Annotated in this window: 25 protein-coding genes and 1 tRNA gene; 21 read left to right on the forward strand and 5 right to left on the reverse strand. The window is 68.3% G+C overall.

All coding sequences use genetic code 11. The annotated features are described in order from the left end of the window. Nucleotides 1–5: 5 nt before the first annotated feature. The 21 genes from mraY to A6F68_RS07490 all read left to right on the forward strand — a co-directional run bounded on the left by mraY (nucleotide 6) and on the right by A6F68_RS07490 (nucleotide 21,999). Nucleotides 6–1,076 (forward strand): phospho-N-acetylmuramoyl-pentapeptide-transferase, encoded by a 1,071-nt coding sequence (gene mraY / locus A6F68_RS07390; protein WP_067678017.1) that lies wholly within the window; start codon nucleotides 6–8, stop codon nucleotides 1,074–1,076. After that, nucleotides 1,073–2,488 (forward strand): UDP-N-acetylmuramoyl-L-alanine--D-glutamate ligase, encoded by a 1,416-nt coding sequence (gene murD, locus A6F68_RS07395; protein ID WP_067678019.1) that lies wholly within the window; start codon nucleotides 1,073–1,075, stop codon nucleotides 2,486–2,488. Before mraY ends, murD begins: the two co-directional genes overlap by 4 nt. Beyond that, nucleotides 2,485–3,708 carry an FtsW/RodA/SpoVE family cell cycle protein gene (locus A6F68_RS07400; RefSeq protein ID WP_067682270.1) on the forward strand — a complete coding sequence of 408 codons (1,224 nt, stop codon included), beginning with the start codon at nucleotides 2,485–2,487 and terminating at the stop codon, nucleotides 3,706–3,708. Before murD ends, A6F68_RS07400 begins: the two co-directional genes overlap by 4 nt. Continuing rightward, complete coding sequence (gene murG, locus A6F68_RS07405) at nucleotides 3,705–4,973, forward strand: undecaprenyldiphospho-muramoylpentapeptide beta-N-acetylglucosaminyltransferase (RefSeq protein WP_067678022.1); 1,269 nt, start codon at nucleotides 3,705–3,707, stop codon at nucleotides 4,971–4,973. Before A6F68_RS07400 ends, murG begins: the two co-directional genes overlap by 4 nt. After that, entirely contained in the window at nucleotides 4,970–6,385 is a 1,416-nt protein-coding gene (gene murC, locus A6F68_RS07410) for a UDP-N-acetylmuramate--L-alanine ligase (protein WP_067678025.1), read from the forward strand. Before murG ends, murC begins: the two co-directional genes overlap by 4 nt. Before the next feature lie 68 nt (nucleotides 6,386–6,453). Next, complete coding sequence (gene murB, locus A6F68_RS07415; protein ID WP_067682267.1) at nucleotides 6,454–7,350, forward strand: UDP-N-acetylmuramate dehydrogenase; 897 nt, start codon at nucleotides 6,454–6,456, stop codon at nucleotides 7,348–7,350. Then, on the forward strand, nucleotides 7,320–8,300 hold the full coding sequence (locus tag A6F68_RS07420) for a D-alanine--D-alanine ligase (protein ID WP_067678028.1): 981 nt from the start codon (nucleotides 7,320–7,322) through the stop codon (nucleotides 8,298–8,300). The genes murB and A6F68_RS07420 overlap by 31 nt, the downstream gene beginning before the upstream one ends. Beyond that, nucleotides 8,293–9,216 (forward strand): cell division protein FtsQ/DivIB, encoded by a 924-nt coding sequence (locus A6F68_RS07425; RefSeq protein ID WP_067678032.1) that lies wholly within the window; start codon nucleotides 8,293–8,295, stop codon nucleotides 9,214–9,216. The genes A6F68_RS07420 and A6F68_RS07425 overlap by 8 nt, the downstream gene beginning before the upstream one ends. Beyond that, entirely contained in the window at nucleotides 9,216–10,496 is a 1,281-nt protein-coding gene (gene ftsA, locus A6F68_RS07430) for a cell division protein FtsA (RefSeq protein WP_067678034.1), read from the forward strand. The genes A6F68_RS07425 and ftsA overlap by 1 nt, the downstream gene beginning before the upstream one ends. Nucleotides 10,497–10,597: 101 nt before the next feature. Further along, nucleotides 10,598–12,292 carry a cell division protein FtsZ gene (gene ftsZ / locus A6F68_RS07435; protein ID WP_067678037.1) on the forward strand — a complete coding sequence of 565 codons (1,695 nt, stop codon included), beginning with the start codon at nucleotides 10,598–10,600 and terminating at the stop codon, nucleotides 12,290–12,292. 57 nt (nucleotides 12,293–12,349) lie between these two features. Next, complete coding sequence (locus A6F68_RS07440; RefSeq protein ID WP_067678040.1) at nucleotides 12,350–14,086, forward strand: tetratricopeptide repeat protein; 1,737 nt, start codon at nucleotides 12,350–12,352, stop codon at nucleotides 14,084–14,086. A 142-nt stretch (nucleotides 14,087–14,228) separates the two neighbouring features. Beyond that, the gene (locus tag A6F68_RS07445) at nucleotides 14,229–14,738 is read left to right on the forward strand and encodes a type III secretion system chaperone family protein (RefSeq protein WP_067678043.1); all 510 of its coding nucleotides are present in this window, start codon (nucleotides 14,229–14,231) and stop codon (nucleotides 14,736–14,738) included. Between the two features lie 46 nt (nucleotides 14,739–14,784). Beyond that, on the forward strand, nucleotides 14,785–15,588 hold the full coding sequence (locus A6F68_RS07450; protein WP_067678046.1) for a pyrroline-5-carboxylate reductase family protein: 804 nt from the start codon (nucleotides 14,785–14,787) through the stop codon (nucleotides 15,586–15,588). A gap of 95 nt (nucleotides 15,589–15,683) precedes the next feature. Further along, nucleotides 15,684–16,415: a Bax inhibitor-1/YccA family protein gene (locus A6F68_RS07455; protein WP_067682273.1), complete on the forward strand. Its 732-nt coding sequence runs from the start codon at nucleotides 15,684–15,686 to the stop codon at nucleotides 16,413–16,415. Nucleotides 16,416–16,566: 151 nt separating this feature from the next. Continuing rightward, nucleotides 16,567–17,421, forward strand: a complete 855-nt coding sequence (locus tag A6F68_RS07460) for a hypothetical protein (protein WP_157096683.1) — start codon at nucleotides 16,567–16,569, stop codon at nucleotides 17,419–17,421. A 95-nt stretch (nucleotides 17,422–17,516) separates the two neighbouring features. Continuing rightward, nucleotides 17,517–17,592: transfer RNA gene (locus A6F68_RS07465), tRNA-Ala, on the forward strand. A gap of 313 nt (nucleotides 17,593–17,905) precedes the next feature. Then, nucleotides 17,906–18,964: a GTPase ObgE gene (gene obgE, locus A6F68_RS07470; protein WP_067678052.1), complete on the forward strand. Its 1,059-nt coding sequence runs from the start codon at nucleotides 17,906–17,908 to the stop codon at nucleotides 18,962–18,964. 37 nt (nucleotides 18,965–19,001) lie between these two features. Continuing rightward, nucleotides 19,002–20,135, forward strand: coding sequence for a glutamate 5-kinase (gene proB, locus A6F68_RS07475; protein ID WP_067678055.1), 1,134 nt, complete (start codon nucleotides 19,002–19,004; stop codon nucleotides 20,133–20,135). Continuing rightward, nucleotides 20,132–21,049, forward strand: coding sequence for an NAD-dependent epimerase/dehydratase family protein (locus tag A6F68_RS07480; RefSeq protein ID WP_067678058.1), 918 nt, complete (start codon nucleotides 20,132–20,134; stop codon nucleotides 21,047–21,049). Before proB ends, A6F68_RS07480 begins: the two co-directional genes overlap by 4 nt. 105 nt (nucleotides 21,050–21,154) lie before the next feature. Further along, nucleotides 21,155–21,571 carry a hypothetical protein gene (locus tag A6F68_RS07485; protein ID WP_157096684.1) on the forward strand — a complete coding sequence of 139 codons (417 nt, stop codon included), beginning with the start codon at nucleotides 21,155–21,157 and terminating at the stop codon, nucleotides 21,569–21,571. Between the two features lie 17 nt (nucleotides 21,572–21,588). Next, entirely contained in the window at nucleotides 21,589–21,999 is a 411-nt protein-coding gene (locus A6F68_RS07490) for a hypothetical protein (RefSeq protein WP_067678064.1), read from the forward strand. A gap of 55 nt (nucleotides 22,000–22,054) precedes the next feature. Here the strand turns inward: A6F68_RS07490 and A6F68_RS07495 are convergent, their stop codons facing one another. From A6F68_RS07495 to cobA, 5 genes are read right to left on the reverse strand one after another with little or no spacing between them, the layout of a single operon-like run. Beyond that, nucleotides 22,055–22,855: a phosphoadenylyl-sulfate reductase gene (locus tag A6F68_RS07495; protein WP_067678067.1), complete on the reverse strand. Its 801-nt coding sequence runs from the start codon at nucleotides 22,853–22,855 to the stop codon at nucleotides 22,055–22,057. Further along, nucleotides 22,848–23,285: a DUF934 domain-containing protein gene (locus A6F68_RS07500; RefSeq protein WP_067678070.1), complete on the reverse strand. Its 438-nt coding sequence runs from the start codon at nucleotides 23,283–23,285 to the stop codon at nucleotides 22,848–22,850. Before A6F68_RS07500 ends, A6F68_RS07495 begins: the two co-directional genes overlap by 8 nt. Then, nucleotides 23,278–24,906, reverse strand: coding sequence for a nitrite/sulfite reductase (locus A6F68_RS07505; protein WP_067678073.1), 1,629 nt, complete (start codon nucleotides 24,904–24,906; stop codon nucleotides 23,278–23,280). Before A6F68_RS07505 ends, A6F68_RS07500 begins: the two co-directional genes overlap by 8 nt. Nucleotides 24,907–24,908: 2 nt before the next feature. Next, the gene (locus A6F68_RS07510; RefSeq protein ID WP_067678076.1) at nucleotides 24,909–25,205 is read right to left on the reverse strand and encodes a DUF2849 domain-containing protein; all 297 of its coding nucleotides are present in this window, start codon (nucleotides 25,203–25,205) and stop codon (nucleotides 24,909–24,911) included. Next, on the reverse strand, nucleotides 25,202–25,957 hold the full coding sequence (cobA, locus tag A6F68_RS07515) for a uroporphyrinogen-III C-methyltransferase (protein WP_067678079.1): 756 nt from the start codon (nucleotides 25,955–25,957) through the stop codon (nucleotides 25,202–25,204). The genes A6F68_RS07510 and cobA overlap by 4 nt, the downstream gene beginning before the upstream one ends. Between the last annotated feature and the right edge of the window lie 37 nt (nucleotides 25,958–25,994).

The following is a 25,994-nucleotide window of genomic DNA, read 5'->3' on the forward strand; positions in this document are numbered from 1 at the left end:
GACGAATGCTGTACTTGCTCGCCGAGTGGATGGGTTTCGAGGGACTGTTCAACCTCGTCCGCTACCAGACCTTCCGCTCGGGCGCGACGCTGATGACCGCGCTCGTGATCGGCCTCATCATTGGACCGCGCTTCATCGACCTCTTGCGCGTGCGCCAGGGCAAGGGCCAGCCGATCCGCGAGGACGGCCCGCAGAGCCACCTCGCCAAGCGCGGCACGCCGACGATGGGCGGGCTAATGATCCTTACCAGCCTGATGCTGTCGCTGCTGATCTGGATGGATTTGCGCAACCCGTTCGTCTGGGCCTGCGTCGCGGTGACGCTGGGCTTCGGGATCATCGGCTTCCTCGACGATTACGACAAGGTGACCAAGGCGAGCCACAAGGGCGTGTCGGGCCGGGTGCGGCTGCTGCTCGAATTCATCGTGGCGGGCGTGGCGAGCTATATCGTGGTCAGCCAGATCAGCACGGTGCTCTACGTGCCGTTCCTCGTCCAGTCGGGCATTCCGCTGGGTCCGTTCTACTACGTCTTCGCGGCGCTGGTGATCGTGGGGGCGGGCAACGCGGTGAACCTGACCGACGGGCTCGACGGCCTCGCCACGATGCCGGTGATCATCGCCGCGGGCACTTTCGCGATCATCTCGTACCTCGCGGGCCGCGCGGACTTTTCGGAGTATCTCGGCATTCCGCACGTTCCGGGCGCGGGGGAGCTCGCGATCTTCTGCGCGGCGATCATGGGCGCGGGCCTCGCCTTCCTGTGGTTCAACGCGCCGCCTGCCGCGGTGTTCATGGGCGATACCGGCAGCCTTGCCCTCGGCGGAGCGCTCGGTGCGATCGCGGTCGCCAGCCACCACGAGATCGTTCTCGCGGTCGTCGGCGGGCTGTTCGTGTTCGAGGCGCTGTCGGTCATCATCCAGGTGTTCTGGTTCAAGCGCACCGGCCGCCGCGTGTTCCGCATGGCGCCGATCCACCACCATTTTGAGCAGCTCGGCTGGAGCGAGAGCAAGGTCGTGATCCGGTTCTGGATCGTGGCGATCGTGCTCGCGCTGATCGGGCTTTCCACGCTGAAGCTGCGGTGATCACGAGCCCCGCCTTCAAGGACAAGAAGTACGCCGTCCTCGGACTTGCGCGCAGCGGGCTGGCGGCGGTCGACGCCCTGGTGGCGAGCGGGGCGCGGGTGACCGCGTGGGACCGGCAGGACAACGCGCGGGCGAAGGTCGATCCGGCAAACGTGCTGCTCGCCGATCCGCTCGAGATCGACCTCACCGGATACGACGGCGTGGTGGTCTCGCCCGGCGTGCCGCTCAACGCCCACCCTATCGCCCCGCGCGCAGCGCAATTCGGCGTGCCGGTGATCGGCGATATCGAACTGTTCGCGCAGGCCCGCGCCAGCCTGCCCCCGCACAAGGTCGTCGGCATCACCGGCACCAACGGCAAGAGCACCACCACCGCGCTGGTCCACCACATCCTTAAGACCGCGGGCGTGCCGACCACGATGGGCGGCAACATCGGCATCCCGATCCTGTCCCAGGACCCGCTTCCGGAGGGCGGGGTCTACGTGCTCGAGCTGTCGAGCTACCAGATCGACCTGACCCAGAGCCTCGATTGCGACGTGGCGGTGCTGCTCAATGTGACGCCGGATCACCTTGATCGGTACGAGAGCTTCGAGGCCTATGCGGCGAGCAAGTTCCGTCTTATTCGTATGCAATCGGACGAGCACTCATGGGTGTCGACCGACGATGCGATGGTCCGCAAGATGGACCATGAAGCGGAAGACTTGATCGGACCTAATGGCGGCGATCGTTCGTTTCCTGTCAGCACAGCCAGCGATGACGGCCTCGTGTCCGTGTTCGAAGGGCTGGCGCAGACACGAAGTGGGCGTATTGGCTTCCAACACAATTGGCCGAGCCTGCAAGGTCCGCACAATGCCCAGAACGCTGCAGCTGCAATTGCTGTCTCTCGACTTCTCGGACTTGAGCTGAACGAAATCTCGGAGGCCCTCCGCACCTTCACCGGCCTCCCGCACCGCATGGAGCGCGTCGCCACCCACAACGGCGTGCTGTTCGTCAACGACAGCAAGGCGACCAACACCGACAGCACCGCCCCCGCGCTCGCCGCCTTCCCGCCCGAAAACGGCCAGCCTCGCATCCACTGGATCGTCGGCGGCCTGCCCAAGGAGGACGGGCTCGGCGCGACCGAGCAGCACCTCGCCAACGTCAAGGCGGCCTACACTATCGGAGAGGCGGGCCCGCGCTTCGCCGAGCTGCTGACCGGCCGCGTGCCGGTCGTGCGCGCCGAGATGATGTGCAACGCGGTCCGCGAAGCGATGGCGGCGGCGGTTCCGGGCGACGTGGTGATGCTCAGCCCCGCCTGCGCCAGCTTCGACCAGTTCAAGGACTACGAGCAGCGCGGCGAGCGCTTCCGCCAGTTCGTCGCCGCGCTGGCCGAGGACCCTGCCGCGGACCCGTGCGCAGAGGACGCGAGCGCATGATCGAGCGGCCCTATATTCCCCGTGCCGGCTCTCCTGCAGCCGCGCAGCCGCGCTATCCGGTCTCGACCGGCGCGCAGTTCAAGGTCTGGTGGCGCGAGGTCGACCGCGTGCTGCTGGGGCTCGTCCTGCTGCTCATGACGGTCGGCACCGCCGCGGTCTTCGCCGCAAGTCCGGCGAGTGCGCATCGGCTTTCGACCGCGAACGTCAAGCTGCCCGAGCTCTACTTCTACTGGGCGCACCTGCGCTGGCAGGCGGTCGGCCTGGTGTTCCTGTTCGCTGCGTCGGCACTGAGCCGCGAGAACGCGCGCCGGGTCGGCATCGTGCTCGCGGGCGCAATGCTGTTCTTCCTGATGCTGGTCCCCATCGTCGGCAGCGAGGTGAACGGCGCGCAGCGGTGGATCAGCCTCGGCATCGCGGGCTTCCAGCCGTCCGAATTCCTCAAGCCCGGCTTCGCAATCCTGCTTGCGTGGATCGTGTCGTGGCGGCTGCGCGATCCCAACCTGCCGGTGCTGGTCATGGTGACGGGGCTGATGGGTTTCGTCGCCGCGCTGATGATGATGCAGCCGGACTTCGGCGGCACCATCCTGTTCGCGGGCGTCTGGTTCGTGATCGTGCTGCTCGCGGGCATCCCGCTGAAGCGTGTCGGCATGCTGATCGGCGGCGGCGTGGTGGCGGTGACGGCGACCTATTTCCTCTACGACAACGCGCGCCACCGCATCGACGCGTTCCTCGGCGGCGGTACCGCGTTCGACCAGGTGGACCTTGCCAGCCGCACGCTGCTCGCCGGCGGATGGACCGGCAGCGGGCTGTGGCTGGGCGTGCGCAAGATGAACCTGCCCGAAGCGCACACCGACTACATCTTCAGCGTGATCGGCGAGGAATTCGGCCTCATCACCTGCGCGCTCGTGGTCTGCCTTTTCCTCGCCATCGTGGTGCGCGTCCTGACGCGGCTGGTGGACGAGGACGACCTGTTCACGCTGCTCGCCTCGGCCGGGCTGATCACCCAGATCGGCGGGCAGGCGTTCATCAACATCCTCGTCAACCTGCAGCTCTTCCCGTCGAAGGGAATGACCCTGCCGCTGGTGAGCTATGGCGGTTCGTCGACGATAGCGGTCTGTCTGGCGGTCGGGCTGCTGGTGGCTTTGACGCGGCGCAATCCCTTCCTCTACCGCGAGACCCCCGGTTTGCGGGAGCTGATCGCGAAGGAGCTGAATGGATGACCGGCGCCAGCCGCCACTACGTACTCGCCGCGGGCGGAACCGGCGGGCACCTGATCCCCGCGTTCGCGCTCGCCGCCGAGCTGCACGCGCGCGGACACCACGTCGCGCTGGTGACCGACGAGCGCGGCGCGAAGCTGCCGGGCAAGCCCGATTTCCTCCCCGCGCACGTGATCCCCGCCAGCAAGCTCGGCAAGAACCCGCTGCGCTGGCCCTCCGGCGTCCGCGCGATCATGGATGGTCGCGCGATGGCGATGCGGCTCTACGAGAGCTTCCAGCCCAGCGCCATCGTCGGCTTCGGCGGCTATCCGGTCTTTCCCGCGCTGCTCGCCGCGATGGCGTGCGAGGTGCCGAGCGTCATCCACGAACAGAACGCGGTGCTCGGGCGGGTGAACCGGTTCTTCGCCGGGCGCGTCGACGCGATCGCCACCGCCTATCCCGAGGTCGCGCGGCTGAACCCCAAGCACGCCGGCAAGGTCCATCTCGTCGGCAACCCGGTGCGCGCGGAAGTCCTCTCTCTGCGCGACGAGCCGTTTCCGGCCTTCGTGGAGGACGGCCTGCTGCGGGTTCTGGTGACCGGCGGCAGCCAGGGCGCGCGGGTGCTGAGCGAGGTCGTGCCCGACGGGCTGGCGATGCTCCAGCCCGCGCTGCGCCAGCGGTTGCAGGTGACCCAGCAATGCCGGCCCGAGGATATCGACGCGGTTCGCGCGCGCTACCGCAGCCACGACATCCCGGCGGAGCTGGCGACCTATTTCGAGGACATGGCGACGCGCCTCGCCGACGCGCACCTGTTCATCGGCCGCGCGGGCGCGAGCACCATCGCCGAACTGACCGCGGTCGGCCGCCCGGCGATCCTCGTGCCGCTGCCGATCGCGACCGACGATCACCAGGCCGCGAATTGCCGGGAAATCGTGAAAGCCGGCGGTGCACGAATGATCCGTCAGCCCATGAGCACCGTGGGAGTGCCGGAGGGGAGCAGCGATTCCGCTAACGCGCGGCGGCGAAAGCAGTCGGAAATCTTCCAGAAACTCGCAAAGGACATCTCGCGCCAGATCCAGGCGATGGCGCAGCATCCCGAAACGCTGGCGACCGCCGCGCACGGCGCCTGGAACTGCGGCCGGCCCAGGGCGGTCGAAGACCTCGCCGACCTGGTCGAGAGCTTCGGCGGGGCCGAACTGATGGACGTGATCCGCGTCGGCGGCAACAACGCCCGCGGCGCGAGCCAGGGCGCGGTGGCGGGGCAGGGCGCTGCGAGAGACCGGGCATGAAGGGCGTGCCCACCGATATCGGCACCGTCCATTTCGTCGGCATCGGCGGGATCGGCATGTCGGGCATCGCCGAGGTGATGAAGAACCTGGGCTACGACGTGCAGGGGTCCGACCTCGCCGAAAGCGCCACCGTGGAGCGGCTGCGCGCGCGCGGGATCGCGGTGCACATCGGCCAGCGGGCGGAGAATGTGGAGGGCGCGGGGGTGGTCGTCACCTCGACGGCGGTCAAGCGCACCAACCCCGAAGTGGTCGCCGCGCTGGAAAACCGCATCCCGGTTGTGCGCCGGGCGGAAATGCTCGCCGAACTGATGCGGCTCAAGAACACGGTGGCGGTGGCCGGCACCCACGGCAAGACCACCACCACCAGCATGATCGCCGCGCTGCTCGATGCAGGCGGGATCGACCCCACGGTGATCAACGGCGGCGTGATCGAACAGTACGGCTCGAACGCGCGGCTCGGCGACAGCGACTGGATGGTGGTCGAGGCCGACGAGAGCGACGGCAGCTTCCTGCGCCTCGACGGGACGATCGCGGTCGTCACCAACATCGATCCCGAACACCTCGACCACTACGGCGATTTCGACGCGGTGCGCCGCGCGTTCGTGGAATTCATCCACAACGTGCCGTTCTATGGCGCGGCCGTTCTCTGCATCGACCACCCCGAAGTTCAGGCCGTGATGGCGCAGGTGCGCGATCGCAAGGTGGTGACTTACGGCCTGTCGCTGCAGGCAGACGTCTGCGCGGTGAACGTCACGCCCGTAGCAGGCGGGAGCCGGTTCGACGTGATCGTCCGCCAGCGGGGTGAGGAGGATCGCCGCATCGCCGATGTCCGCCTGCCGATGCCGGGCAAGCACAACGTGCAGAACGCGCTCGCCGCGATCGCCGTGGCGCTCGAAATGGAATGCGCCGACGACACGATCCGGGCAGGCTTCGGGCAGTTCGAAGGCGTCCGCCGCCGCTTTACCAAGGTGGGCGAGGCCAACGGCGCCACCGTCATCGACGACTATGCCCATCACCCGGTGGAGATCCGCGCGGTGCTCGCCGCAGCACGCGAAAGCGCGGGAGCGAGCGGCGGCCGGGTGATCGCGGTCGTCCAGCCGCACCGCTTCACGCGCCTGCGCGACCTGATGGACGACTTCCAGAACGCCTTCAACGATGCCGACCGGGTCTATGTGACGCCGGTTTACACCGCCGGCGAGGAGCCGATCCCGGGCGTCGATGCCGATGCGTTGGTCGCCGGCATCAAGTCTCGCGGGCACCGCGCCGCATCGACCGTTCCCGACAAGGATGCGCTGGCAGCCGAACTCGCGGCCGAGGTCGGAGAGGGCGACCTCGTCGTCTGCCTCGGCGCGGGCGACATCACCCGCTGGGCGGCCGGGCTCCCCGCCGCCATTGCCGGGGTCAGGGCATGAGCCCGCAGATCGGCGAACGTCGCGGTTGGCGGCACGGTTCGGCGCCCTCTTCGGCGATCGAGGAGAACATGACCGTCCCGTTCTCGACCCGCGGTATCCGCGGCAAGGTTACGCAGGACGCGCCGCTCGCCCCGCTGGTGTGGTTCAAGGCGGGCGGCAATGCCGACTGGCTGTTCGAACCGGCCGACCTCGAGGACCTCAAGGAATTCCTCAGCCGCGTCGGTGGCAAGATGCCGGTGATGGCGCTCGGCCTGGGCTCTAACCTGATCGTGCGCGACGGCGGCGTGCCGGGCGTGGTCATCCGCCTCGGCAAGGCGTTCGCCACCGTCGAGGCGCGCCGCGACAAGGTGCTCGAGTGCGGTGGCGGAGCAAGCGGCATCCTCGTCTCGTCGAAAGCGCGCGACGCGGGCATTGCAGGTGTCGAGTTCCTGCGCGGCATTCCCGGCACGGTCGGCGGCTTCGTCCGGATGAACGGCGGCGCCTATGGCCGCGAGGTCAGCGACGTGCTGATCGACTGCGACGTGGTCTTGCCGAGCGGCGACTTCGTCACGCTGCCCGCCCGCGACCTCGAATACAGCTACCGCCATTCGAACCTGCCCGAGGGTGCGGTGGTCGTCGCCGCGCGCTTCCAGGGCCGCGAGGGCATTCCCGCCGAGATCGGCGAGGAGATGGACAAGATCGCCGCCGCGCGCGAGGCGAGCCAGCCGCTGCGCACCAAGACGGGCGGTTCGACCTTCAAGAACCCGCCCGGCGAGAAGGCGTGGGAACTCGTCGACCGCGCCGGCTGCCGCGGCCTCACGCTCGGCGGCGCGCAGGTGAGCGAGAAGCACACCAACTTCCTCATCAACACCGGCGACGCGACCAGCGCCGACATCGAAGGACTCGGCGAACTCGTGCGCGAGAAGGTCTATGCGAACTCGGGCGTGAGCCTCGAATGGGAAATCCAGCGGGTGGGGCGGCCGTGAACGCCAGGCACCACGTCGCCGTCCTGATGGGCGGGTGGGCCAACGAGCGCCCCGTCAGCCTGATGTCGGGCGAGGGCGTCGCCAAGGCACTCGAGGCGCGCGGGCATCGTGTCACGCGGATCGACATGGACCGACAGGTCGCGGCGCGCATTGCCGAGGCGGCACCCGACGTCGTGTTCAACGCGCTCCACGGCGTGCCGGGCGAGGACGGGACGGTGCAGGGCATGCTCGACCTGATGGGCGTGCCCTATACGCACTCGGGCCTCGCAACATCGGTCATCGCAATCGACAAGGAACTGACCAAGCACGCGCTCGTGCCGCACGGTATCCCCATGCCCGGCGGACGGATCGTCGAGAGCGAGAGCATCTACGAGAAGGACCCTCTTGCGCGTCCATACGTCCTGAAGCCGGTCAACGAGGGCAGCTCGGTGGGCGTCGCGATCGTCACCGACGAGAGCAATTACGGCAACCCGATCCGCAAGGACGTGAAGGGCCCGTGGCAGGAGTTCGAGCGGCTGCTCGCGGAGCCCTACATTCGCGGGCGGGAGCTGACCGCGGCGGTGCTCGACGACGGCACCGGGCCGCGCGCGTTGACAGTGACCGAGCTCGTTCCCAAGTCGGGTTTCTACGACTTCGACGCGAAGTACACCGACGGGATGACCGACCACATCTGCCCCGCGCAGGTGCCGGAGCGCATCTTCAAGCTGTGCAAGGCCTACGCGGTGCAGGCGCACGTGCTGCTCGGCTGCAACGGCTGCAGCCGCACCGACTTCCGCTGGGACGACGAACAGGGCGAGGACGGGCTGTTCGTGCTCGAAACCAACACCCAGCCGGGAATGACCGCGCTCAGCCTCGTGCCCGAGCAGGCAAGGCACTGCGGCATCAGCTACGAGGACCTGGTCGAGGCGCTGGTCGAGGAGGCGCTTGCAAGAGCGAAGAAGCATGGCTGAGACGATCAATCGCAAGGGCAAGGGCGTCCGCCGCTCGGCAGCCGCGCAAAGCCGCGCAGCGACGGCGCGCAAGGCCAAGGCGAAGACCAGCGGCGCGGTCGGCGGCGTACTGGCGCTGCTGCCGTTCACCGAAGAGCAGCTGCACAAGGTATTCCTCGCGGTGATCCTCGGCGGAGCTGTCGCGATGGCATGGTTCGTCGCCAGCCTGGCGGGCGTTCCCGCGCTGGCGCAGGCGCAGGTCGCGGCGGTTGCGAGCGGTGCCGGGTTCGAGGTGCGCCGCGTCCAGGTCAGCGGCGTCGACCGCATGAACGAACTCAAGGTCTACGAGCGGGTGCTGGCCGAGCGGGATCGGCCCATGCCGCTGGTCGACCTCGATGCGATCCGCGGAGACCTGCTCGGCCTGTCGTGGGTGTCCGATGCGCGGGTCAGCCGCCAGCTTCCCGATACCCTGGTGGTCGATGTGGTCGAACGCACCCCGCGCGCCGCGCTGAAGAAGCCCGGACGGCTGGTGCTGATCGACGGCGAAGGGCACGAGCTCGAACCGATTTCGGAAGCCAACGCCAAGGGGATGCTCAAGGTCGCCGGGCCCGGTGCCGCACGCCAGGTCGCCGCGCTCGACGAACTGCTCGACGCCGCGCCCGCGTTGAAGGCCCAGGTCGCCGAGGCCGAATGGGTCGGCAACCGGCGCTGGAACCTGACCTTCAAGACCGGGCAGGTGCTTGCCCTGCCGCACGGGCCCGATGCCTCTGCCGGCGCGCTGGTCCAGTTCGCTCGGCTCGACGGGGTGAACCGGCTGCTCGGCGGCAAGGTTGCCGCTTTCGACATGCGTGCGCCCGATCGCATCTACATGCGCATTCCGGGCCGGGCGCAGCAAGCGCTCGAAACGAAGGCCGCGGCATCGGGAGGGGCGCAGTAATGGGCCTGCCGCGCATCGCCCGCGTGTTCGGGGCCGTCAACGTCGGTAGCTTCCGCATCTCGGCGATGATCATGGGCCTGTCGGAGACGGGCGAACTGATCGTGCTCGGCAGCGGCAACCGCGCGAGCCAGGGGATCAAGCGCGGTTACGTGACCGACATGGCCGCCGCCACCTATGCCATCCGCGATGCGGTGGAGCGGGCGGAGAAGAATGCCGGGACCTCGATCTCGAGCGTCTGGGTAGGGTGCTCCGGAGCAGGCCTCGCCAGCCGGGTCGCGAAGGTCGAGATCGACATCGGCGGCCGCCGGATCGAGGAAGACGACATCGAGCACCTGTTGCTCGCAGCGCGCGATTCGATCCAGCCCGACGGGCGCATGGTGCTCCACGCGCAGCCCGCGCACTACACGCTCGACGGGGCGCACGGGGTCGCCAACCCGCGCGGCCTTCACGCCGAGCGGCTTGGCGTCGACATCCACGTGATGCTCGCCGACGGCGCGCCGGTGCGCAACCTGATCGAAGCAGTGCAGAACGCCCACCTCGATGTCGAGGCGGTCGTCGCCGCGCCGATCGCCGCCGGGCACGCCTGCCTGACGCCCGAAGAGCGCGAGCTTGGAACGGCGCTGGTCGAGATCGGCGGGGAAGTGACCAACGTGGCGCTCTATGCGGGCGGAATGCTTCTGGGGCTGACGGCCATCCCGTTCGGTTCGTCGGACATCACCGATGCCGTCGCGGGTGCCTTCGGCATTCGCCGCGACCAGGCGCAGCGCCTCAAGAGCCGCTATGGCTCGGCCATCGCCAGCCCCAGCGATTACAAGGACATGGTCCCCGTCAACGGGCCGGGTGACGAGAAGGCGGCACCCACCGCACGCGGCGCGGACGACCAGAACCGCGTGCCGCGCGCCGAATTGGTTTCGGTGATCACCGAACAGCTGTCCAAACTCACCGACGAGATCGGGCGGGCGCTGAAGGGCATGGGCTTCACCGGCGCGAAGGGCGGGCAGGTCGTCGTCACCGGCGGCGGATCGGAACTCGCCGGGATCGCCGAATTCCTCCAGATCGCGCTCGGACGCCCGGTCCGCGTCGGCAAGCCGCCCGCCCTGCGCGGTCTCGGCGAAGCGAGTGCGACGCCCAGTTTCGTGACGCTTGCCGGACTTTGCCTTTACGCCGCCGACGACCCGGTCGACATCCGCTCAATCGGCCCCAAGCATACCGCGACGACCCGCTATTCCGGTGTCGGCCTCGTCAATCGCGTGGTTCGCGCGATGCGGGAGTATTTCTGATGGCTAACTGTCGCTGTGGATAAGGAATTCCGTCCTATCCCGAGACGAATCGGTTCGTGTAAGACTGTCGCAGAGCATTTTTCTCCCCGGAGGGGCACCCCATGAGCATCAATATCGGTCCGCCAGCCACTGACGAACTTCGTCCCAAGATCATGGTGATCGGCGTGGGCGGCGCCGGCGGCAACGCGATCGCCAACATGATCGCCGCCGAAATCGAAGGCGTCGATTTCATCGTCGCCAACACCGACGCGCAGGCATTGTCGAACGCTTCGGCCGACAAGCGTATCCAGCTGGGGCCGGACATCACCGGCGGCCTCGGCGCGGGCGCGCGGCCCGAGGTCGGCAAGGCGGCGGCGGAAGAGACCGTCGGCGACATCGAAGACGCACTCGAAGGCGTGAACATGTGCTTCATCGCCGCGGGCATGGGCGGCGGCACCGGCACCGGCGCGGCGCCGGTCATCGCCGAAGCTGCGCGGCGCAAGGGCGTGCTCACCGTCGGCGTCGTGACCAAGCCCTTCCTGTTCGAAGGCACGCGCCGCATGCGCGCGGCCGAAGCGGGCATCGAGGAGCTGCAGAAGCACGTCGATACGCTGATCGTCATCCCCAACCAGAACCTGTTCCTGGTCGCCAAGGCGGAGACCACGTTCAAGGAAGCCTTCATGCTGGCGGACGAGGTCCTGCAGCAGGGCGTCCGCTCGATCACCGACCTCATGGTCATGCCCGGGCTCATCAACCTCGACTTCGCCGACGTGCGATCGGTGATGCAGGAAATGGGCAAGGCGATGATGGGCACCGGCGAGGGCGAGGGCGAGAACCGCGCGCTCGAGGCCGCCGAACGCGCCATCGCCAACCCGCTGCTCGACGGCGTCAGCATGGCCGGCGCCAAGGGCGTGATCATCTCGATCATCGGCGGCGAAGACATGAAGCTGCTCGAGGTCGACGAAGCCGCGAACCACATCCGCGAGCTGGTCGACGAGGATGCGAACATCATCTGGGGTTCGGCGTTCAATCCCGACCTTCAGGGCAAGATCCGCGTTTCGGTCGTAGCGACCGGGATAGATGGGACGGGCGAGGTGATGTCCAGCGAGACGCGCTCGTTCTCGCTTGGGGCGAGCCGCGCGCCGAAGCGGCCTGTGCTGGAATTGCCGGCGGAAGACGAGTTCGACGACGAGGATTCCTTCGAGCCGACGCTCACGCCTCCTGCCGAGCCCGAGACTTATGGCGGCGCCGCGGAAGCAGGCGACGACGAACTCGTGCTCTCTTCATCCGAGGAAGCCGACGAGCGCGCACCGCTCGACCTGGCCGCTCTCGGCGGAGCTTCCGTCGGCGACGTGGATGAGGCGGACGAGGACGCCGAAGACTACGACGACGTCGACGGCATCGTCGATCCGCTCGCGGGTCTGCGCAACGAAGCCGACGACGATGCAGAGGATGAGCGATCCTACGGCGACGAGGACTGGGGTAACGGCGACGAGGCAGACGATGCCGCGCCGCTCGACCTGACCGCCGAGGCGCCGACGCCGGGCATCCAGGACGATCTCCTTGGCGATGCCGACCGCTTGGCGGAGCAGGACGAGCCGGTGAAGGCGCAGCTTGGCGGCGGACGCCGCCGGGGCCTCGTTTCGGGCGGGGCCGGCGAAGGGGCTGCTCCGAGCGCGGGCAGCACCCTGTTCGAGCGCATGGCGAACCTGTCGCGCGGCGGAGCCAAGCCCGACGAGGATGAGGACGACGAGGACGACAGCGGTTCCTCTTCGCTCAGCATCCCGCGTTTCCTGGGGCGGCAGAACAACCAGTAGCACGGCAGTGCCGCCCGTTTGGCGCGGGTTCAGCCGCGGCCGGGCATAGGTACAGGCATGGTGAAACGACCGAACCGACCCCGTAGCCGCGCTGCGGCCGCTTTCCTCGCGACCCTGCCGTTCGCGCTGGTCTCGATGCCGCTGGCGGCGCAGAGCTACGCTGTCGTTCAGCCGGTGCCGAGCCCGGCTTCGGGAGAGCTCAGCTCCGCCCTTCAGCGACTGGCGCGCAATCCGACAGATTTCGACGCGCTCGTGGCGGCCGGACGGGCCTCGCTGGCCCTCGACGATGTCGATGCCGCGATCGGATTCTTCAGTCGCGCCGAAGTGGTCCGGGCCGGCGATGCGCGGGTCAAGGCGGGTCTCGCGACAGCCAACCTGAAGTCGGGGCGGCCGATCGAGGCGATCGAGCTGTTCGAACAGGCGGCCTCCTCGGGCGCGCAAGCGGCGACGATCGCCGCCGATCGCGGCCTCGCGTACGATCTCGTCGGCGACAACACCTCGGCCCAGACGCATTACAAGCTCGCGTTGGCGCAGGCGCGCGATGACGAGGTGCTCCGGCGGCTCGCGCTGAGCCAGGCGATCGCCGGCGACGTGAAGGGCTTCGAAGCGACGCTGCTGCCGCTGCTCCAGCGACGGGACCTCGCCGCCTATCGTGCGCGCGCCTTCGGACTCGCGATCATGGGCAAGGAGGACGAGGCGATCTCGATCGTCGAGGCGGTCATGCCGCGCGACATGGCCGATCGCATGGCGCCGTACCTTCGATACATGCCCCGCCTCACCCGCGCGCAGCAGGCGGCCGCGGCCAACCTGGGCAACTTCCCGCGCGCCGCGCAGATCGGGCGCGACGATCCGCGTTTTGCTCAGTATTCGGGCGCTGCAAACGCGGCGCCGACAGGGGCCGCGGACAGCCGCCTCGCGCCGCAGGGAGAGCCGCTGGGTCCGCGGACCCGCGTGGGCCGCCGGGAAGAACGGCGCCAGCAGGCCGCCGCCCGAGAGAGCAGATCCAATCCGCCTGTCCGTGTCGCACGAGTCGATCCGCCGCGAAGCGCTAACGCACCCGAAACGCTGACGGCGGAAGAGCGGCGTGCAGCGGCGCGCGTCTCGCCGCCGGCGCCGCCGCCGCCACCGCCGCCACCGCCGCCCTCGGCACCGCGAATCGAATTGCCGCCGGTGCAGGAAGCGCCGCGGCCCGTGGTTGTCGCGAGCTTGCCGGCGGCCACGGCCGCGCCCGGCTTCGAACTCAGTCGCGTGAGCGCCGCCCAGGCGGGACAAGCACAAGCGGGACAGGCTCAGGCAGGGCAGGCACCACCGCCGGTGACGATCGTCCCGGTGCCGCGCGAAGCTGCCCCGGCAAGCGCGCCGGAAACGCTGTCGCTGGAAGAGGCCTTTTCCGACATCGGCTCCGCCAGCACGGCCCGGGCCCCGGCCACCGGTGCGGTCGACATCACCGCGATCAAGCCCAAGCGCGAGGTGGCCGCGCCGCCGCCTCCGCCACCGCCGCCGCCTCCGCCGCCTAAACCCAAGGCGCCGAGCCGCATCTGGGTCCAGGTCGCGACGGGCAAGGACATGAAGGCGCTCGCCTTCGACTGGCGCAGGTTCGAAAAGAAGGCGCCGGCGCTGCTCGGCAAGCGCGAGGCCTATACCGCCAAGTGGGGTGTCTCGCAGCGGCTGCTGACCGGCCCGATCGATTCGGCGCGGACCGCCAACAAGCTCGTCGCGGACCTCAAGGCAGCCGGGATCGACGCGTTCACCTTCACCAGCGAGGTCGGCGAGGAAGTCTCTCCGCTAAAGTAGGGACGCCTCCGGTGCCCACCGCTTTTGCACAGGCTGTGAACAGGGTTATCGCGTTGTCCCCAGCCGTTAACCGCGCCGCGATTGCCGGGCGGCGGGCGGCTCGGCATCCAGCGTCGGCAATGACGAACACGGGATCGCCACGATGAGGACCGGGCACGACGATTACCAGTCGGAGGCCGAGGACGCTGCGCCGGTCGACATGCTTGCGGCCCTGTTCGAGGCGCGCGGCTGGCCGCACGAGGTCGTCTCGGCCGACGAGATTTCGGCCGAGATCCAGGGCAGCTGGACCAGCTACCAGGTCCGGGCCATCTGGCGCGCGGAAGACAACGTGCTGCAATTGCTGTGCTTGCCCGACATTCGCGTGTCCGACGACAAGCGGCGGGCGGCGCACGAACTGCTCGCCCTGGTCAACGAACAGCTATGGCTCGGCCACTTCGATGTGTGGTCGCAGGGCGGCATGGTCGTCTATCGCCACGGTCTGCTGCTCGGCGACGAGGGGCTGCTGGGGCTCGGCCAGGCCCAGGGCCTGATCGAGACCGCGGTCGACGAATGCGACCGTTTTTATCCGGCCTTCCAGTTCGTTTTGTGGGGCGACAAGAGCGCGCAGGATGCGCTCGCCAGCGCGATGGTGGACGCAGCGGGCGAAGCATAGCGGCGTGGACCTAGCGCGCGGCGTTTCTGCGCCGTAAGGCGCGACCATGGTCGATCGTATACTTATCGCCGGATATGGCGCCATGACCGGCGCGATGGTCGACGGCTGGCTCGCCTCGGGTGTTCCCGCGAGCGCGATCACGGCTTTCGACCCGTTCGAGAAGCCGGTGCCGCCGGGCGTGACCTTCGTCACCGACGTCCCTTCAGGGCCGTTCGACGCGATCGTGCTCGGCTTCAAGCCGCAGTCCATTGCCGAGGCTGCGCCGCCGATCGAGCCGCTTGCGGGTCCCGAAACGACCGTGATCTCGGTCCTCGCAGGAGTCGAGCTCGCCAGCCTGTCGGGCCATTTCCCGCGTGCAGGCGCCGTCGTACGGCTGATGCCCAACCTCGCCGCCGCACTCGGCAAGTCGCCCAACGCGCTGGTCGCGGGCCCGATCGATCCCGTGGCCAGGGACAAGGTGACCGACCTCGCCGCTCGCCTCGGAAGCGCCGAGTGGCTGGCGGACGAGAACCTCGCCGATCTCGTGATGGCGCTGGCCGGATCGGGTCCGGGTTTCGTCTATCGCTTCATCGATGCGCTGGCCGCAGGCGCGACTCGCCTTGGCCTCGATGCGGCGCAGGCGCAGCGGCTGGCCGTGGCGATGGTCGAGGGTGCCGGTGCGCTCGCCGCCGCCTCGCCGTTGTCGCCGGGTGAACTCGCGCGCAAGGTCGCGAGCCCGGGCGGCATGACCCAGAAGGGGCTCGACGTGCTGGACGAGGGTGAGGCCCTTACCCGGCTGGTGTGCGAAACCTTGCGCGCGGCGCGCGATCGAGGCCGTGAAATGGCCGCAGCCGCACGCGGCGATGGTTAACCCGAGCATGTCCGGTTTTCCTTGAATCTGCGGCGCTAACCACCGATATTGCCGGGACCGGCTTGTCGTCGCTCGGCGCCGGAATGGAGATTGGAATGGCTGAATTCAACGATCCCCGCACGACGACCACCAGCTTCGGCTCGGTGCCGCGCGCCGGTGGGCAGGTCGTGTTCGACGCGGGTCTGCGCAAGCACATGCTCGCGATCTACAACTATATGACCAGCGGCGTGCTGCTGACCGGCATCGTCGCGTTGCTGACGTACAATTCCGGCCTCGCGGTCAATTTCGCGCGCGGACCGCTGATGTGGCTCGTCGCGCTGTCGCCGCTGGCGATCGTGATGGCGATGAGCTTCGGTGCCAACCGCTTCAGCAAGGCGACCCTTCAGATGATGTTCTGGGGCTTCGCAACGCTGATGGGCCTTTCGATGTCGACAATCTTCCTGGTCTTCACCGGGGGGTCGATCGCAGTGACGTTCTTCGCGACGGCTGCGGCGTTCGCGGGGCTGAGCCTTTATGGCTACACCACGCAGAAGAGCCTGAGCGGCTGGGGCAGCTTCCTGATCATGGGCGTCGTCGGCCTGATCGTCGCCTCAATCGCGAACATCTTCCTGAAGAGCCCGGCGCTGATGTACGCGATCAGCTTCATCGGCGTGCTGATCTTCGCGGGCCTTACCGCCTACGACACGCAGCGCCTGAAGAACGAGTACGCAGTGCTCCGCGGGACCGAGTTCGCCGGCAAGGCGATCATCCTCGGCGCGCTGTCGCTGTACCTCGACTTCATCAACATGTTCCAGTTCCTGCTGAGCTTCATGGGCAACCGCGAATAGTCGCACGCAGGACTCGTTTCATCGTGCCCGGGGGACTCTGCGTTCCCCGGGCATTTTCTTTGCCCGGCGGACCCGATAGGCAGGATTCCTTCAGGCGCGCGAAAGGCGCGACCTGCGATCATCCTATGCGGGCAGAGGAGGGCCGCGCCGCATGTACCAGAATTCCAAGTCTCCAATCCGACTGACGATCGTCGCGGCGGGCCTCGCCGCGCTGGCTGCCTGCGCAACGCCGCCGCCACCGCCGCCCCCGCCGCCCCCTCCGCCACCGCCCCCGGTGAAGGTTATTCCGCCGCGGCCCGTGCCGCCCATGGGCGCGGTCGCCGGCATGACGATTCCGGTGATTGCGATCGACGGCACGCGCCAGACGGTGAACTACCAGCTGACGCCTGCGCAGAAGACCTGGAACTTGCGGTCCGCGCTCAACGTCGCGGCGCTCAATTGCCTCGAGCTCGAGTACGACCCGATCCTTCAGGGATACAAGGGCATGCTCAAGACCCATGCGCGCGGGCTTTCTTCCGCTAACCGCACGCTCGAGAGCGAGTTTCGCCAGAAGTACGGCGCGGGCTTCCGCGACGTGCTCGATGGCTACATGACGCAGGTCTACAACTATTTCGCCCTGCCGCCGGCCCGCAAACCGTTCTGCGATGCATCGCTTGCCGTTGCGCTGGAGCTGCCGGCGGTTGCCGCGGGCGATCTGGATGCATTCTCGGCCCGCAGCCTGCCGCGGATCGAGGGCGTGTTCGAGAACTTCTTCCGGGCCTACGAGCAGTATCGCATCGACGTCGCACGGTGGGATTCCGAATACAATCCGACCGTGGTGACCACCACCGCGGCAGGCTACGTCAATCCGCTCGATCCGGCGGTCAACGTGCCGCCCGGTTCGACGACAGTCGGATCGATGCCGGCACTTCCGCCATCGAGCGCTCCCGCGGGCCAGCCGGTCATCGTCCTGACGCCGGGCCCTGCCACCTCTTCGGCATCGCCGACCGGCACCCCGCAAACGTGATGGGCAAGGGGCGGTTTTTGCTCTTGGCAAGCCGCCCCCGCTTCGCCTAAGGGGCGCGCTCGCCGCGGCACGGGCCTCGGCGGAGGAACTGGAACGGGGCCGTAGCTCAGCTGGGAGAGCGCGTCGTTCGCAATGACGAGGTCAGGGGTTCGATCCCCCTCGGCTCCACCAGTTTCTGATCATGGATCAGATACTGGTTGTTTCCTGTTTCCGCACCCGCCTCCGCGGGTGCGTCCTCGGCGCAACTCCCTCAGCTTCGCTTCGGGGCGCCTGCGGGCGGTCGTTCGACCTTTCGAACTTGCTGGTCGCAAGTTCGTGCTCTTGCGACGTGATTGTTGCTCGGTGTAACGGTCCGCGACCAGCGGACCGCAAGCGCGAATGCGCGCCCAAAGCGGCCCGAGCCCGGGCTCGTCCGGGCGAGGACCAGCCGCGAAGGATAGCCAAGGCCGCGGAGGCGGCCGCCGGCGCTTGAGGCGAAACAAAAATGCACTTTCTCGACCAGGCCAAGATCTACATCAAGTCCGGCGCGGGCGGTCCCGGGGCCGTGTCGTTCCGCCGCGAGAAGTACATCGAGTACGGCGGACCCGACGGCGGCAACGGCGGCAAGGGCGGGGACGTGGTGTTCGAGGCGGTGCAGGGCCTCAATACCCTCATCGACTTCCGCTATACCCAGCATTTCAAGGCCGCGCGTGGCGGGCACGGGATGGGCAAGGACCGCACGGGCGCCAGCGCGCCCGATCTCGTGATCGAGGTTCCGGTCGGCACGCAGATCCTGTCCGAGGACAAGGAAGAGGTGCTCGCCGACTTCACCGAGGTCGGCCAGCGCGTGACTTTGCTCGAAGGCGGCATGGGCGGTCGCGGCAACGCCAGCTACAAGACCAGCACGAACCGCGCTCCGCGCCAGCACCAGCCGGGCATCGCTTCGCAGGAAATGTGGGTCTGGCTGCGGCTGAAGTTGCTCGCCGACGTGGGCCTCGTCGGGCTGCCGAACGCGGGCAAGAGCACCTTCATCAACCAGGTCTCGAACGCGCAGGCGAAAGTCGGCGCCTATGCCTTCACCACGCTCGTTCCCAAGTTGGGCGTCGTTCGCCATCGGGGGCGCGAATTCGTGCTCGCCGACATCCCCGGGCTGATCGAGGGAGCCGCCGAAGGCGCGGGAATCGGCGATCGCTTCCTGGGGCATATCGAGCGCTGCCGGGTGCTGATCCACCTGATCGACATTTCCGGGGTCGATCCCGCCGAGGCCCTGCGGATCGTCGAGGACGAGCTCTCCGCCTACGGGGAAGGGCTGGACGAGAAGCCACGCCTGATCGCGCTCAACAAGGTCGATCTCGCCGATGCCGAACTTGTCGAAGGGTTCGCGAAGGAATTGCGCGCGGCGGGCGCCGACGCGGTCTTCCCGATATCCGGCGCGACCGGCGAGGGGATCGAGGCGCTGCTGGATGCGGCGCTGTCCTATCTTCCCGATCGCACGGCAACCGAGACCAAGGGCTCGGAGGTCGAGGACGTCGCCGAGGACGGCGGAGAATGGTCGCCGATCTAGGTGACGTAATCGCGCGGCTTCGCTAAGCGGCGCGCGCATGACCGTTTCCGCGCTCTCCCAGCTCGTCGACCCAGCGGCCTGTCCGCGCCTTGTCCTCAAGGTCGGTTCCGCGCTGCTCGTCGAACGCGGTGGCAGCATGCGGCGGGCATGGCTCGAAGCGCTCGTCGGTGAGATTGCAGAAGCGCGCGCGCGGGGGCAGCAGGTCGTGGTCGTAAGCTCGGGCGCGATTGCTCTCGGCGCGGCCCGGCTGGGGCTTGCCGGAGGCGGCCGGGCCAACCTTGCCGACGCGCAGGCGGCCGCGGCCGTCGGCCAGATCGCCCTGGCGGGGGCCTGGGCGGAGCTGCTGGAAGCCCGGGGGCTGGTAGCAGCGCAGCTGCTCCTCACGCTCGACGATCTCGAGGACCGCCGGCGATACCTCAATGCGTCGTCGACGATTGCGCGGCTGCTCGACCAGGGCGCCGTACCGGTCATCAACGAGAACGACAGCGTGGCCACGGCCGAGATCCGTTTCGGCGATAACGACCGCTTGGCCGCGCGCGTGGCGCAGGCCGCGGGGGGCGATGCCGTCGTCCTGCTCAGCGACGTCGACGGCCTGTTCGACCGGGACCCCAAGGACCCCGCTGCAGAGCTGGTGCGCGAAGTGCAGGGCATCGACGAGGCGGTGCGCGCGATGGCGACCGGGGGGTCCGGCTCCGGCATGGGCTCGGGCGGGATGGTGTCTAAGCTCGAGGCCGCCGAAATCGCCGGACGTGCGGGCATCGCGCTCGCGATCGTCAACGGCACCCGCGAACGTCCGCTCGCGACCGCGATCGACGCGGACAGCGGCACGGTGTTCCTGCCCCAGCGCCGCGACGGCGGACGCAAGGTCTGGCTCGGTGGTCGCATCGCGCCTGCCGGGGTGCTGACGGTCGACGCTGGCTGCGCCGATGCGCTCGGTTCGGGATCGAGCCTGCTGGCCGCGGGTGTCGTCGGGGTGGATGGCGAGTTCGCGCGCGGCGACCTCGTCACGATCCACTCGGCCAAGGGCGACCGGCTGGCGCAGGGTCTCGTCGAATACACCGCGGCCGAATGCCGCGCGATCGCCGGACGCAAGGCGGGCGAGCAGGCCGCGCTTCTCGGCTACGCGCCGCGCGCCGCTGTCGTGCACCGCGACCACATGGTTCTGCTGTGACCGGGGCGCTCGTCGCGCTGACCGGCGCCACGGGGTTCGTCGGCAAGGCCACGCTGGCCGCTCTGGCGCGCTCGGGAATGCAGGTGCGGGCGTTGGCGCGTACGGTGCCGGCCGATCGCGCCGGCGCTGAATGGATGCAGGGCGACCTGTCCGATACCGCGGCCCTTGCAAGGCTGGTGGAGGGGGCCGAGGCCGTGATCCACGTTGCCGGCCTGACGACCGCGCCAGACGCCGCCGCGTTCGAGGCCGCCAACGTGGCCGGCACGCTCAACGTCCTGAAGGCGGCAGCGGACGCCGGTGTGCGCCGCTTCGTCTGCGTGTCGTCGCTTGCCGCGCGCGAACCCTCGCTGTCGGCCTATGGCGCTTCCAAGGAGCGTGCGGAGCGGCTGGTGGCATCGAGCGGGCTGGACTGGACAGTCGTGCGTCCGCCCGGCGTATACGGCCCGTGGGACCGCGACTACCTCGAGATATTCAAGCTGGCGAAAAAGGGGATCGTACCCGTGCCGCCGCCGGGGCGCAGCTCGCTGATCCACGTGCAGGACCTCGCCGAACTGCTCGTCACCCTGCTGCCGGGCGGCGAGGACGTGACCCACGCGGTGTTCGAGCCCGACGACGGCCACGCGGGAGGGTGGACCCACCGTGAACTGGCACGGATCATCGGCTGGGCGGTCGGGCGGAGGCCTTGGGTCGTGCACCTGTCGCGGCCGCTGCTCGAACATGCCTCGCGCGCCGACCGGCTGGTCCGCCGGTCACGCGCGCGGCTGACGAAGGACCGGGTCGGCTACATGACCCATCCCGACTGGGTCGCACGCCCGGAATTCCACGTGCCCCCAACCCTCTGGAAACCGCGCATTCCGACGCGCGAAGGCCTGCGTGCGACGGCGCGGTGGTACCGCGAGAAGGGCTGGCTCTAGCCGCGGATTCGACTCGCGCGCGAGAGCGTGCATAGTCCCGCCTTGGGATCGCGAGTCGCACCGGTGGCAACGACCACCTACCTGCGTCACGTAAAGGGGTAAGCCATGAAAAGACTGATCGCGATGGCCGCAGTGGCCGCGCTCGCCGCCTGTTCGCAGCCGGCACCGGAAGCCGATGCCGAGGCCGATGCAGCGGCAGCCGAAGCCGCCGCTCCGGCCGAGACCACCACCATGGCCGCCGACGGGAAGCCGTCCACCGGCAAGTACGAAGTCACTATGGCCGACGGGACAAAGCACACTGTGGATGTGATGCCCGATGGCACCTACAAGGTCACCGGCGCGGACGGCGCCGCCATCGATAGCGGCAAGTGGGTGCAGAAGTCGCCCGAGCAGTATTGCGAAACCTCGGACAAGGAAGGCTCGAACGAGGTCTGCTATACCGAGAAGTTCGAGAATGGGGTCTACACCTCGCTCAATCCTGAAACCGGCGAGACCGCCACGGTCGTCCGGATCGAAGGCTGAACTCCAGGGGGTATGCAATGAAAAGACTGATCATGGTCGCCGCCTTGGCGACACTCGCGGGCTGTTCGCAGTCTGAAACGGCACCTGCGCCCGAAGCCGAGGCGACTGCCGAAGCGCCGGTCGCCGCGGCCGCACCGCTCGCCGCCGACGGCAAGGCGACGCCGGGCATGTACAAGATCACAACTTCCGACGGCATGACGTTCATGGAAGAGGTGAAGGCCGACGGAACCTACGTACAGACTGACGCCGACGGCAAGGTGGTTGAGACGGGCAAGTGGGTCCAGAAATCGCCGACCGAGTATTGCACGACCAAGGACGGCGAGGGCGAGGTCGAGAAGTGCAACACCGAAGGCATCGATGCCGACGGCAAGTGGTTTTCGACCAATTCCGAGGGCAAGACCGCGACTGTCGAGCGCGTCGAGGCCTGATCCGCGACCGATCGAACAGGGCTCCGGAAGTGCGCTTCCGGGGCCCTTTTCCTGCCTAGAGGAAGGGCTCGTACCCGGGCGGCAGCTCGCCATCGGGCCCGCGCTGGACGGGCGTGTGGATGCCGCATTCGGTCTTGTCCCAGCCTTTCCAGCGCCCCGCGCGCGGGTCTTCGCCGGGCGCGACCTTGCTGGTGCAGGGCGAGCAGCCGATCGACGGGAAGCCTGCGGCAACGAGCGGATGCGCCGGCAGATCGTGGGCTGCGATATAGGCAGCGATGTCGGCGGCCTGCCAGTCGATCAGCGGGTTGATCTTGAGCCGTCCAGCGGTGTCCGACAGATCGATCTCGAACCGCGGCAGGTTCGCGCGGGTGCTCGACTGGAACGCCTTGCGGCCTGTGAGCGAGGCATCGAACCGCGCAAGGGCAGCGGCAAGCGGGCGGACCTTGCGCAGTTCGCAGCAGCCGTCGGGATCGTACGACCAGCGCAGCCCGCTTTCGTCGCGCGCGCGCAATTCGGCCTCATCCGGCGCCAGGACGACGAGGTTGGTCAGGCCGAGCCGGGCAACGAGATCGTCGCGGTAGGCGAGCGTTTCCGGGAAGTGCTTGCCGGTGTCGAGGAACAGCACCGGCGTATCGGGCGCGACCTGCGCGGCGAGATGGAGCAGGACCGCGCTCTCGGCGCCGAAGCTTGAGACGAGCGCGACGCGTCCGGCCACCCTTTGCGCGAGGACAGCCTTCAACAACTCGGCCGTATCGGCACCCGCGAATTCCGAATTGAGGCGCTCGGCGTCATCCGTCGTGAAGCGTGGGGCGCTGTCGATCCGGTCGACGATCCGAGGCACCCCGAGATCAGCCATGCCGCAGCGCCCAGATCGGCGTGCGGCCGTCGGCGGCGGCCTGGTAGACGTTGTCCCAACGAGAAAGCGCCGCCTCCGCGTCGGCGGGGTCCAGCGGCTTGTCGGGTTCGAAGGCGTCGAACCCGCAGCGGCGCATCGCGGCGAGCTGGTCGACGAGAACGTCGCCCACGGCGCGCAGCTCACCCTCGTATCCTGCCTCGCGCAGGATGCGCGCGGCGGAATAGCCGCGGCCGTCGGTGAATGCGGGGAAGTTCACCTCGATCAGCCGCAGCGATGCAAGGTGCGGGATCAACGCACGTGCGTCGTCGCCCGGCTCGATCCGCACGGCGGCGGCATTGGTCTGGTCGAGGTAGGAATCGACGGTGACCGCCGGGTGATCGACCGGCTCGTCGTCGCGCAGGCGCAGCGGATGGGCCTTGAAATCAGCCATAGAGCGCCTCCTTGAACGGCTCGATGCCGATGCGGCGATAGGTGTCGAGGAAGCGTTCGCCCTCAGTGCGCCGGGCGAGGTACACGCCGGTCGCGGTCTCGACCGCGTCGACGATGCCCGCCTCGTCGAACCCTGGCCCGACGATCTTGGCGAGCGAAGTGTCGTCGGCCTCGCTGCCGCCGAACAGGAGCTGGTAGTTCTCCACCCCCTTCCGGTCGACGCCGAGGATGCCGATGTGGCCCGCGTGGTGGTGGCCGCAGGCGTTGATGCAGCCCGAGATCTTGATCTTGAGCTCGCCCAGTTCCGCCGACTGCGGTGCGAGCCGCTCGCTGAGCTTCTGCGCGACCGGGATCGAGCGGGCGTTGGCGAGGCTGCAATAGTCGAGGCCGGGGCAGGCGATGATGTCGCCCGCCATGTCGAGGTTCGCGGTGCCGAGGCCTGCTTCGTCGAGCGCGGTCCACAGTGCGTGGAGATCGGCCTTGCGCACGTGCGGCAGGACGATGTTCTGCGTGTGGGTCACTCGCAGCTCGTCGAACGAGTACTGCTGCGCAAGGTCCGCCATCAGCCGCATTTGGTCTGCCGTCGCATCCCCGGGATTGCCGCCGACCGGCTTGAGGCTGATGACCGCCGCGACGTATCCCGGTGCCTTGTGGACCACTGTGTTGGTATCGACCCACAGCGCGAAGTCCGGATCCGAGCGGTCGAGCGCGTCGGGTGCATTGGCGTCGAAGGCGGGATCGGCGAAGTACGCCTCGATCCGCTCGAGCTCGGCGAGCGGCGGCTCGATGCCCTGTGTCAGGAGATGCGCGAACTCCTCCTCGACCTGGCGGCGATATTCGTCGGCACCCAGCTCGTGGACGAGGATCTTGATCCGCGCCTTGTACTTGTTGTCGCGCCGCCCGTGGCGATTGTAGACGCGCAGGCAGGCCTCGGAATAAGTCACCAGGTGCTCGATCGGCACGAACGGGTTGATGCAGGGCGCGATCATGGGGGTGCGTCCCATGCCGCCGCCGACCCAGAATTCGGCGCCGATCTCGCCCGCATCGTTCTTCACGATCCGGATGCCGATGTCGTGCAGCTTCATCGCGGCGCGGTCGGTTTTCGACGCGATGACCGCGATCTTGAACTTGCGCGGAAGCGTGATGAACTCCGGGTGGAAGCTCGACCACTGTCTGAGCAGTTCCGCGTAAGGCCTTGGATCGACGACCTCGTCCGCCGCGGCGCCCGCAAAATGATCCGAACTGATGTTGCGGATGCAGTTGCCGCTTGTCTGGATCGCATGCATCTCGACCGCCGCCAGATCGGCGAGCAGGTCGGGCGTCTCTTCCAGCTTGATCCAGTTGTACTGGATGTTCTGCCGGGTGGTGAAGTGGCCGTAGCCGCGATCGTACCGCTCGGCGATATCGGCGAGCGCGCGCATCTGGCGGCTATCGAGGGTGCCATAGGGAATGGCGACCCGCAGCATGTAGGCATGAAGCTGCAGATAGAGGCCGTTCTGCAGCCGCAGCGGCTTGAACTGGTCCTCGGTGATCTTGCCGGCGAGGCGGCGCGAGACCTGGTCGCGGAATTCCGCGACGCGGGTGTCGACCATCTGCTGGTCCCATTGGTCGTACTTGTACATCGTCAGATCACCCAGTTGCCGGCCTTCGGGTCGGCGGGCTTGAGGGTCAGGTCGGGGCGAACGGTCGGGCCGAGCGCGCGGATGCGATCCTTGATGTGCGCCGGGCGCACGCCATTTTCGTCGCGCGTGCCCTCGATCACGTAAGGCGCGTTGACCCGGCGCGCTGCTTCCTCGCGCGCGGCGATGGCCTCGGCCTCGGGCCCGGCATCCACCGCGTCCTCGACATGGAGCGACCAGTCGTACCCGGTCCACCAGGTGACCGCGCCGCTCTTGAGGTCGTTTCCGGTCAGGATCTTCATGCGTGCGCCTCCACCAGCGCGGCGAGCGCGATATCCTCGCGCGCGGTAACCTCTCCGATCACGATCAGCGCAGGACTCTTGACGCGCTCGGCCACGACGAGGTCGGGCAGCGCGGCGAGCGGCCCGCGCAGGACGCGCATGTTCGGGCGGCTGGCATTTTCGATCACCGCCAGCGGCATCTCGGGCGAAAGGCCATCCGCCATAAGCTTTTCAGCGATTTGCGGGGCGGTCTTCACACCCATGTAGATCACGAGCGTGCGCCCCTTGCCGGCGAGACCGGCCCAGTCCTGTTCGGAGAGGCCCTTGCATTGCCCCGCGACGAAGCTGACCACGCTCGAAGCGTCGCGGTGCGTCAGCGCGATCTGCGCGGCGGCGGCAGCACCGTTGGCAGCGCTGATCCCCGGCACGATCTCGACCGGCACACCCGCCGCTTGGCACGCTTCGGCTTCCTCGCCGCCGCGTCCGAAGACGAGCGGGTCGCCGCCCTTGAGGCGCACGACGTCGCGGCCCGCCAGCGCCTCGCGCACGAGCAGGGCGTTGATCGCGTCCTGCGGCAAGGTGTGCCGCGCACGGCTCTTGGCGACCGAGACGAGTTCGGCATCGGGCCCCGCCATCGCCAGGATCGCGCGGTCGACGAGCCCGTCGTGAATGATGAGGCCGGCGGATTCGATCAGCCGCGCGGCGCGGAGGGTCAGCAGGTCGGGATCACCCGGCCCCGCGCCCACGAGATAGACGGTTCCAGTTCGTACCATGGGCGCGAAATGCGCCTGCGGCCTGGCGACCGCCAGT

The organism is Tsuneonella dongtanensis (assembly GCF_001698205.1).
GTDB lineage: Bacteria > Pseudomonadota > Alphaproteobacteria > Sphingomonadales > Sphingomonadaceae > Tsuneonella > Tsuneonella dongtanensis.

Excerpts from the sequence above, each read along its gene's own strand:
- A6F68_RS07510 (WP_067678076.1), bottom strand. The coding sequence starts at position 25,205 with ATGAAGATCCTGACCGGAAACGACCTCAAGAGCGGCGCGGTCACCTGG.
- proB (WP_067678055.1), top strand. The coding sequence starts at position 19,002 with ATGACCGTTTCCGCGCTCTCCCAGCTCGTCGACCCAGCGGCCTGTCCG.
- ftsZ (WP_067678037.1), top strand. The coding sequence starts at position 10,598 with ATGAGCATCAATATCGGTCCGCCAGCCACTGACGAACTTCGTCCCAAG.
- A6F68_RS07500 (WP_067678070.1), bottom strand. The coding sequence starts at position 23,285 with ATGGCTGATTTCAAGGCCCATCCGCTGCGCCTGCGCGACGACGAGCCG.
- mraY (WP_067678017.1), top strand. The coding sequence starts at position 6 with ATGCTGTACTTGCTCGCCGAGTGGATGGGTTTCGAGGGACTGTTCAAC.
- A6F68_RS07495 (WP_067678067.1), bottom strand. The coding sequence starts at position 22,855 with ATGGCTGATCTCGGGGTGCCTCGGATCGTCGACCGGATCGACAGCGCC.
- A6F68_RS07460 (WP_157096683.1), top strand. The coding sequence starts at position 16,567 with ATGTACCAGAATTCCAAGTCTCCAATCCGACTGACGATCGTCGCGGCG.
- A6F68_RS07425 (WP_067678032.1), top strand. The coding sequence starts at position 8,293 with ATGGCTGAGACGATCAATCGCAAGGGCAAGGGCGTCCGCCGCTCGGCA.
- murG (WP_067678022.1), top strand. The coding sequence starts at position 3,705 with ATGACCGGCGCCAGCCGCCACTACGTACTCGCCGCGGGCGGAACCGGC.
- A6F68_RS07505 (WP_067678073.1), bottom strand. The coding sequence starts at position 24,906 with ATGTACAAGTACGACCAATGGGACCAGCAGATGGTCGACACCCGCGTC.
- A6F68_RS07400 (WP_067682270.1), top strand. The coding sequence starts at position 2,485 with ATGATCGAGCGGCCCTATATTCCCCGTGCCGGCTCTCCTGCAGCCGCG.
- cobA (WP_067678079.1), bottom strand. The coding sequence starts at position 25,957 with ATGGTACGAACTGGAACCGTCTATCTCGTGGGCGCGGGGCCGGGTGAT.
- murB (WP_067682267.1), top strand. The coding sequence starts at position 6,454 with ATGACCGTCCCGTTCTCGACCCGCGGTATCCGCGGCAAGGTTACGCAG.
- A6F68_RS07445 (WP_067678043.1), top strand. The coding sequence starts at position 14,229 with ATGAGGACCGGGCACGACGATTACCAGTCGGAGGCCGAGGACGCTGCG.
- A6F68_RS07420 (WP_067678028.1), top strand. The coding sequence starts at position 7,320 with ATGGGAAATCCAGCGGGTGGGGCGGCCGTGAACGCCAGGCACCACGTC.
- ftsA (WP_067678034.1), top strand. The coding sequence starts at position 9,216 with ATGGGCCTGCCGCGCATCGCCCGCGTGTTCGGGGCCGTCAACGTCGGT.
- A6F68_RS07490 (WP_067678064.1), top strand. The coding sequence starts at position 21,589 with ATGAAAAGACTGATCATGGTCGCCGCCTTGGCGACACTCGCGGGCTGT.
- A6F68_RS07485 (WP_157096684.1), top strand. The coding sequence starts at position 21,155 with ATGAAAAGACTGATCGCGATGGCCGCAGTGGCCGCGCTCGCCGCCTGT.
- obgE (WP_067678052.1), top strand. The coding sequence starts at position 17,906 with ATGCACTTTCTCGACCAGGCCAAGATCTACATCAAGTCCGGCGCGGGC.
- A6F68_RS07455 (WP_067682273.1), top strand. The coding sequence starts at position 15,684 with ATGGCTGAATTCAACGATCCCCGCACGACGACCACCAGCTTCGGCTCG.
- A6F68_RS07450 (WP_067678046.1), top strand. The coding sequence starts at position 14,785 with ATGGTCGATCGTATACTTATCGCCGGATATGGCGCCATGACCGGCGCG.
- murC (WP_067678025.1), top strand. The coding sequence starts at position 4,970 with ATGAAGGGCGTGCCCACCGATATCGGCACCGTCCATTTCGTCGGCATC.
- A6F68_RS07440 (WP_067678040.1), top strand. The coding sequence starts at position 12,350 with ATGGTGAAACGACCGAACCGACCCCGTAGCCGCGCTGCGGCCGCTTTC.